At 40.9% G+C, this 4,724-nt stretch carries 6 protein-coding genes; 3 read left to right on the top strand and 3 right to left on the bottom strand.

What is annotated here, in order from left to right; translation table 11 throughout:
• Window positions 1–33: 33 nt before the first annotated feature.
• The 3 genes from QUA34_RS29725 to QUA34_RS29715 all read right to left on the bottom strand — a co-directional run bounded on the left by QUA34_RS29725 (window position 34) and on the right by QUA34_RS29715 (window position 2,120).
• Window positions 34–387, bottom strand: a complete 354-nt coding sequence (locus QUA34_RS29725; protein ID WP_333391056.1) for a transposase — start codon at window positions 385–387, stop codon at window positions 34–36.
• A gap of 122 nt (window positions 388–509) precedes the next feature.
• On the bottom strand, window positions 510–1,523 hold the full coding sequence (locus QUA34_RS29720) for an IS630 family transposase (protein ID WP_333391053.1): 1,014 nt from the start codon (window positions 1,521–1,523) through the stop codon (window positions 510–512).
• Between the two features lie 42 nt (window positions 1,524–1,565).
• On the bottom strand, window positions 1,566–2,120 hold the full coding sequence (locus QUA34_RS29715) for a winged helix-turn-helix domain-containing protein (protein ID WP_333332826.1): 555 nt from the start codon (window positions 2,118–2,120) through the stop codon (window positions 1,566–1,568).
• A 59-nt stretch (window positions 2,121–2,179) separates the two neighbouring features.
• Here QUA34_RS29715 and QUA34_RS30320 point away from each other — a divergent pair, with 59 nt between their 5' ends.
• The 3 genes from QUA34_RS30320 to QUA34_RS29700 all read left to right on the top strand — a co-directional run bounded on the left by QUA34_RS30320 (window position 2,180) and on the right by QUA34_RS29700 (window position 4,674).
• A complete protein-coding gene (locus tag QUA34_RS30320) occupies window positions 2,180–2,443 on the top strand; it encodes a transposase (RefSeq protein WP_445242858.1) in 264 nt (87 codons plus the stop codon).
• Window positions 2,444–2,599: 156 nt separating this feature from the next.
• Window positions 2,600–3,274: a group II intron maturase-specific domain-containing protein gene (locus QUA34_RS29705; RefSeq protein WP_333391049.1), complete on the top strand. Its 675-nt coding sequence runs from the start codon at window positions 2,600–2,602 to the stop codon at window positions 3,272–3,274.
• Window positions 3,275–3,807: 533 nt separating this feature from the next.
• On the top strand, window positions 3,808–4,674 hold the full coding sequence (locus QUA34_RS29700; protein ID WP_333391046.1) for a reverse transcriptase domain-containing protein: 867 nt from the start codon (window positions 3,808–3,810) through the stop codon (window positions 4,672–4,674).
• The last annotated feature ends 50 nt before the right edge of the window (window positions 4,675–4,724 follow it).

Genomic DNA, 4,724 nt, shown 5'->3' with positions numbered 1-4,724 from the left:
TAATTAATCCGAAACATCTTAAAAACTGGTTTACTAATTGCTGCTACTGTACCTCATAACATCCGGAAGTGCTGTAAATTCCAAGTGTAGACCTTCTGGGACTCGAACTTGTGGACTGGTATGCCAACCTGAAGAGTCAATAGTTAATATGATGTGTTTATCTTTACCTACTTCAAATTCTCTGGCAAAGTCTTCTAAAACTAAGTTAAAAAGCTCGATGTTAACTTTTGGGAGAATCCAAAAGTATGTTTCTCCGGTTGACGGGTGTACGAAACCATATAACCATAGCCATTGATAGCGCCAATTTACCTTGGCTATTGGCTGCTCCCCATATCCTACCCAAACTCGCCTAATTATCGGCTTTAGTCCGAGACGATGCTCATCCATTCCCCACACTTCTACTGCTGCTATAGCAATCCTAAATGATTTTCTATATTTATAAACAATCCTAAATAATTTTCTGTTTGTAAGTATATTGACGTATTTTGGGGAAATCAAATTTATGTTCCTTAGTAAAAAACTCTCTCCAAAAATTTGACAATCTTAAAAGACCTACATAAATACCAATACTTTCTTAAAAAGTTTTTAGCTTGTAACCAAATATCTTCAACTGGATTCTGTTGGGGAGCATTGGGAGCAAATAAAATACAAGTAATTGACCAATTCTCAGGTTCTTTGTCACCATTTAGTTCTAATAAAAATTCTCTGAATTCTCCATATTTATGATAACTAGCTCCATCCCAAATCAAGATAAGTTTGCGATTCTTATATTTATTTTGTAAGTATTTTATGAACTTAACTGTTGACTTTCCATCACCAGATGGATGGCTCTGAATATGGAATTCTTTGCTTTGATAATTGAGTGCGCCAAAATAAGTTTGTCTATCTTTTTCATTGGTAATTGGGACTTCAATTCTGATTTGGGATTGACCCCAAACATAACCAGTCAGATCACCATGAAGTAGATGACATTCATCTAAAAACAATACTATTATTTCCCCCGATTCTATACCAGCCTTGTTTTTAAATAAAATATCGTTAATTTCTTCCCTCTTTTTTTTTACCAGTTCTTCATCGGATTTGGGATTAATTTTTTGAGTCTTTTTCCAACTAATATTAGCAGCAGCAAAAAGTTCTTCATAATAACTCTGTTTTGATTTATAGCTCACACCAAACTCTTGTTCTACATAAGTCACTAATTCCTCTAAGTTCCAATATTCTTTATTCTTTAACCACTCGACTACTACATCCGTTTGTCGCTCTGTTAAATACCCTTGTGAGCCTTTATATCCTAGTTTTATTCCTTCGATGCCTTGGGTTTTAAAAATCTTTTTCCAATAACCCACAAAGAATTTAGTTACACCTAATATTTTGCTAATTTTATGATACAGCTTACCTTCAAGCGCCATCCTGACAGCTATTGCTCGTTTTAGTTCTCTTGCATCGATATCGCTTTTAATGAAAGATTCTAATTGGGGTATTTCTTTTTCCATATCTATGGGTGGCAGTTGTAAGTTATTCATTTTTTTTGTCATAATCAAGTATTGCATATAATTGTACCGTACTCATGATAATGATTTAGGATTGCTATAGTGGATGCTGCTGTTGAATTCGTTTAGCTTGCGTTCGCAGTTTTTTTTCCAAGCTTCTTGGACTTCAAGGTCAGCTAGGTCGTGTTCAGGTCTGGGTATCCGTAACCGAAACTCTAACGAACGTAGATAGTCCCAACCCCTTTGTACGCTGATTGGACGGTCAAGTAAATTACCCATCCACTCAGCAACTTTACGACTGTTCCATAATCCTCCATCAGCGGTGGGAGTTCGTAAAGTTTGCAACAGTTGTGCTTGTTCCACCACAGATAATAAAGGTTGAGTACCCGGATGTTGATGACGTTTGTCTTTCAACCCATTAGCACCTAATTGATTGTAACGACGGACTAAGCGGTATATCGAGTTACGGCAGTAACCTGTGACCGAAGCGACATCTTCAGTAACTTGTCCAGTTGCTAAGAGCCAAATTATTTGGTAGCGTGTCCGTTCAATTGGGTCTGACGCTTGACGATAAAGTTTAGACAACTCGCAGCAGGTGTGATGAGGCTCTAACTTGAGGCGTTTAGGCATGACTTGTCCTCGTTGCACTCTTGACGCTCTTTCAGTATATCATTCCGGTGCAACCGGAATTGATATCATATAATTTTTATCAAGTGCTAAAACTGTTTTATGAAGAGCTAATTAATGAATGGGTATCAGCAGGTAATGAAGCCTCAGAATTTGCGGAAAAAGGAGCCAAAATAGTGATTATCCTTGATAATGCTAGTTTTCACAAGAAAGAAGAGTACCTGAAAATAATTGAAACAGAAATGCCTAACCTTCATTTAGAATTCCTCCCCGAATACAGCCCCGACTATAACTTAATTGAATTAGTATGGCATTCGGCAAAATAATATATGGCCAATCGACTTTTTACATCTATTTAAGAGCTAGAGTATTTATTGCACCGCCTCTTAAATGAAGCGCAATTAATAATTAAATGGGGCCGCAAAATCCAAAATAAGGGTAATGCTTGTATCATAGTTTAAATGTGCAACAGCTTAGCTGACATGGGTTTAGAATTAAAACCTGAGAAGACAAGGTTAACTCACACTTTCAAGGATGAATTAAGTGAGGATGGTAAAGCTGGTTTTGACTTTTTAGGTCATCACATCCAGCAATACCCTGCTAGACAACATCGGAGCAGTTTAAGTACGCACGGTGAAATATTAGGTTTTAACACACTCATTATCCCAAATAAGAAGTCAAGTAAGGCTCACCAAGAGGAAATCGGAAGAATCATCAAAAAACATAGGTCATCGCCACAATCGGCGTTAATTAGAGACTTAAACCCTGTGATCAGGGGATGGACTTCTTTTTATACAAACTCTGACGCTAAAACCGTTGGAGAACTCTCTAAACAAGATGACCTCATATACCTGAAACTTCGACGTTGGGCAAAACGCCGTTGTGGAAACATCAATGCAGGACATCGACTGTATTGGCATACCATTGGCGGTGATAACTGGGCATTCTCAACCAGAGAAGAGGGAGTGAACCCTATAAGGTTACTAAAGCATAGTGAATTCGAGTTTAGCAGCACCGACTATGTGAAAGTTAAAGGGGATAAAAGTCCTTACGATGGCGACCTGGTTGTGCGAATCGAAGCCGCACGAGAGAGTGGGAGGCTCAAAGACTCCCCTGGCAAGCGCTCAAATGCCAGTGTCCATTTCCTTGGGGCATAAAGAGCAATCTTTGTGTCTCATAGCTAAGGAAAGAAGCCGAACCTAAGTGGGAAGTCACATCCAAAAAGGAGGCAAGGGCAAAACTAATTAGGTGTAGCAATAGCGAACCTGCGATGACGCTTCGTTAAGCCGAGCTTCTGAAAGTGACTGAAACAGGAGTGTAGGGACAACAGGTAATCCAAAGAATTAGGTGGATTGTGTGAGCGCCTAGTCCCCGGAGTAAAGCAGGACACCGAATTAGTTGTATCTCCATCTGGTGTGGAACGAGATAACCCCGATAGGGTCTACTGCCTAATTTCCAACGCAGTAGTAAAGAAACCGTAAGGTAACTCTAACTCCCTAGCGGGTGAGGGATGTCTTCAGAAGCGAATGCCGTCAGGACGAAAGTCCAGAGGAAAAGGCACAAGCCTATAACTCGACGGATAGGGCAGGTAGAAACCTGAGATACCCAACCTGAAAGGGTGCAGACGGAAGACAGGTGAATCTCTTGAAGTTCAATGAGACGGGGCTGAACCTGTCAGGAAAAGTTAGATATGACTCACCGAGCCGTAAACGTAACTGACAAGAACGACACTCAATGGCACGCCATCAACTGGCGGAAAGCCAATCGTGTAGTTAAGAACCTGAGACAGCGAATCTTCAAGGCTACTCGTGAAGGACGCTGGAAGACAGTCCGAAATCTTCAGCGATTGTTAATGAAATCGCTGTCGAACATATACCTGGCTGTAAGGAGGTGTACACAACAGAACCAGGGCAAGAAAACTCCAGGCGTTGACGGATTGGTAGTCCTCAACCCAAAAGCAAGAGGAATTCTGGTGGATGCCCTTAAGAAATTCATCCCCTGGAAGCCACTACCAACCAAACGGGTGTACATACCAAAGCCTAATGGAAGGAAGCGTCCTTTAGGAATTCCGACGCTAATAGACCGATGCCTCCAGGCAATCGTATTAAACGCGCTAGAACCATGCTGGGAAGCACAATTTGAACGTGCTAGCTACGGATTCCGCCCTGGCAGATGCACCCATGACGCAGCAGAAAAAATATTCAATGCTGTTCGTCCCAACAAGAAGAAAAAATGGGTAGTAGATGCCGACATTAAAGGATGCTTCGACAACATTAACCACGAATTTCTAATAGGTCGAATTGGAAATTTTCCTGCAAGGAAATTAATACAACAATGGCTAAAAGCAGGATATGTGGATAAAAACGTATTCCATGAAAGCGAAGCCGGAACACCGCAAGGGGGAATTATCAGCCCCTTATTGGCAAATATCGCACTGCACGGAATGGAGAAGGCATTAGGGGTCATCTACGAAAAAAGTGGAGGGTCACGAGGGAAACGGATTGTAGTCAGATACGCCGATGACATGGTAAGCGCGACACGATGTCGCATGTTGTGAGTGAGGAGGTGACTTCTCTAGGTTAGTGTCCAAACCTATCCTCAATCTCC

Source organism: Microcoleus sp. POL10_C6, from assembly GCF_036701585.1.
GTDB lineage: Bacteria > Cyanobacteriota > Cyanobacteriia > Cyanobacteriales > Microcoleaceae > Microcoleus.
This window is presented reverse-complemented; position numbering and strand designations above follow the sequence as displayed.

Coding starts and splice junctions, on each gene's coding strand:
- QUA34_RS29725 (WP_333391056.1), bottom strand. CDS start 387: ATGGATGAGCATCGTCTCGGACTAAAGCCGATAATTAGGCGAGTTTGG.
- QUA34_RS29720 (WP_333391053.1), bottom strand. CDS start 1,523: ATGAATAACTTACAACTGCCACCCATAGATATGGAAAAAGAAATACCC.
- QUA34_RS29715 (WP_333332826.1), bottom strand. CDS start 2,120: ATGCCTAAACGCCTCAAGTTAGAGCCTCATCACACCTGCTGCGAGTTG.
- QUA34_RS29705 (WP_333391049.1), top strand. CDS start 2,600: ATGGGTTTAGAATTAAAACCTGAGAAGACAAGGTTAACTCACACTTTC.
- QUA34_RS29700 (WP_333391046.1), top strand. CDS start 3,808: ATGACTCACCGAGCCGTAAACGTAACTGACAAGAACGACACTCAATGG.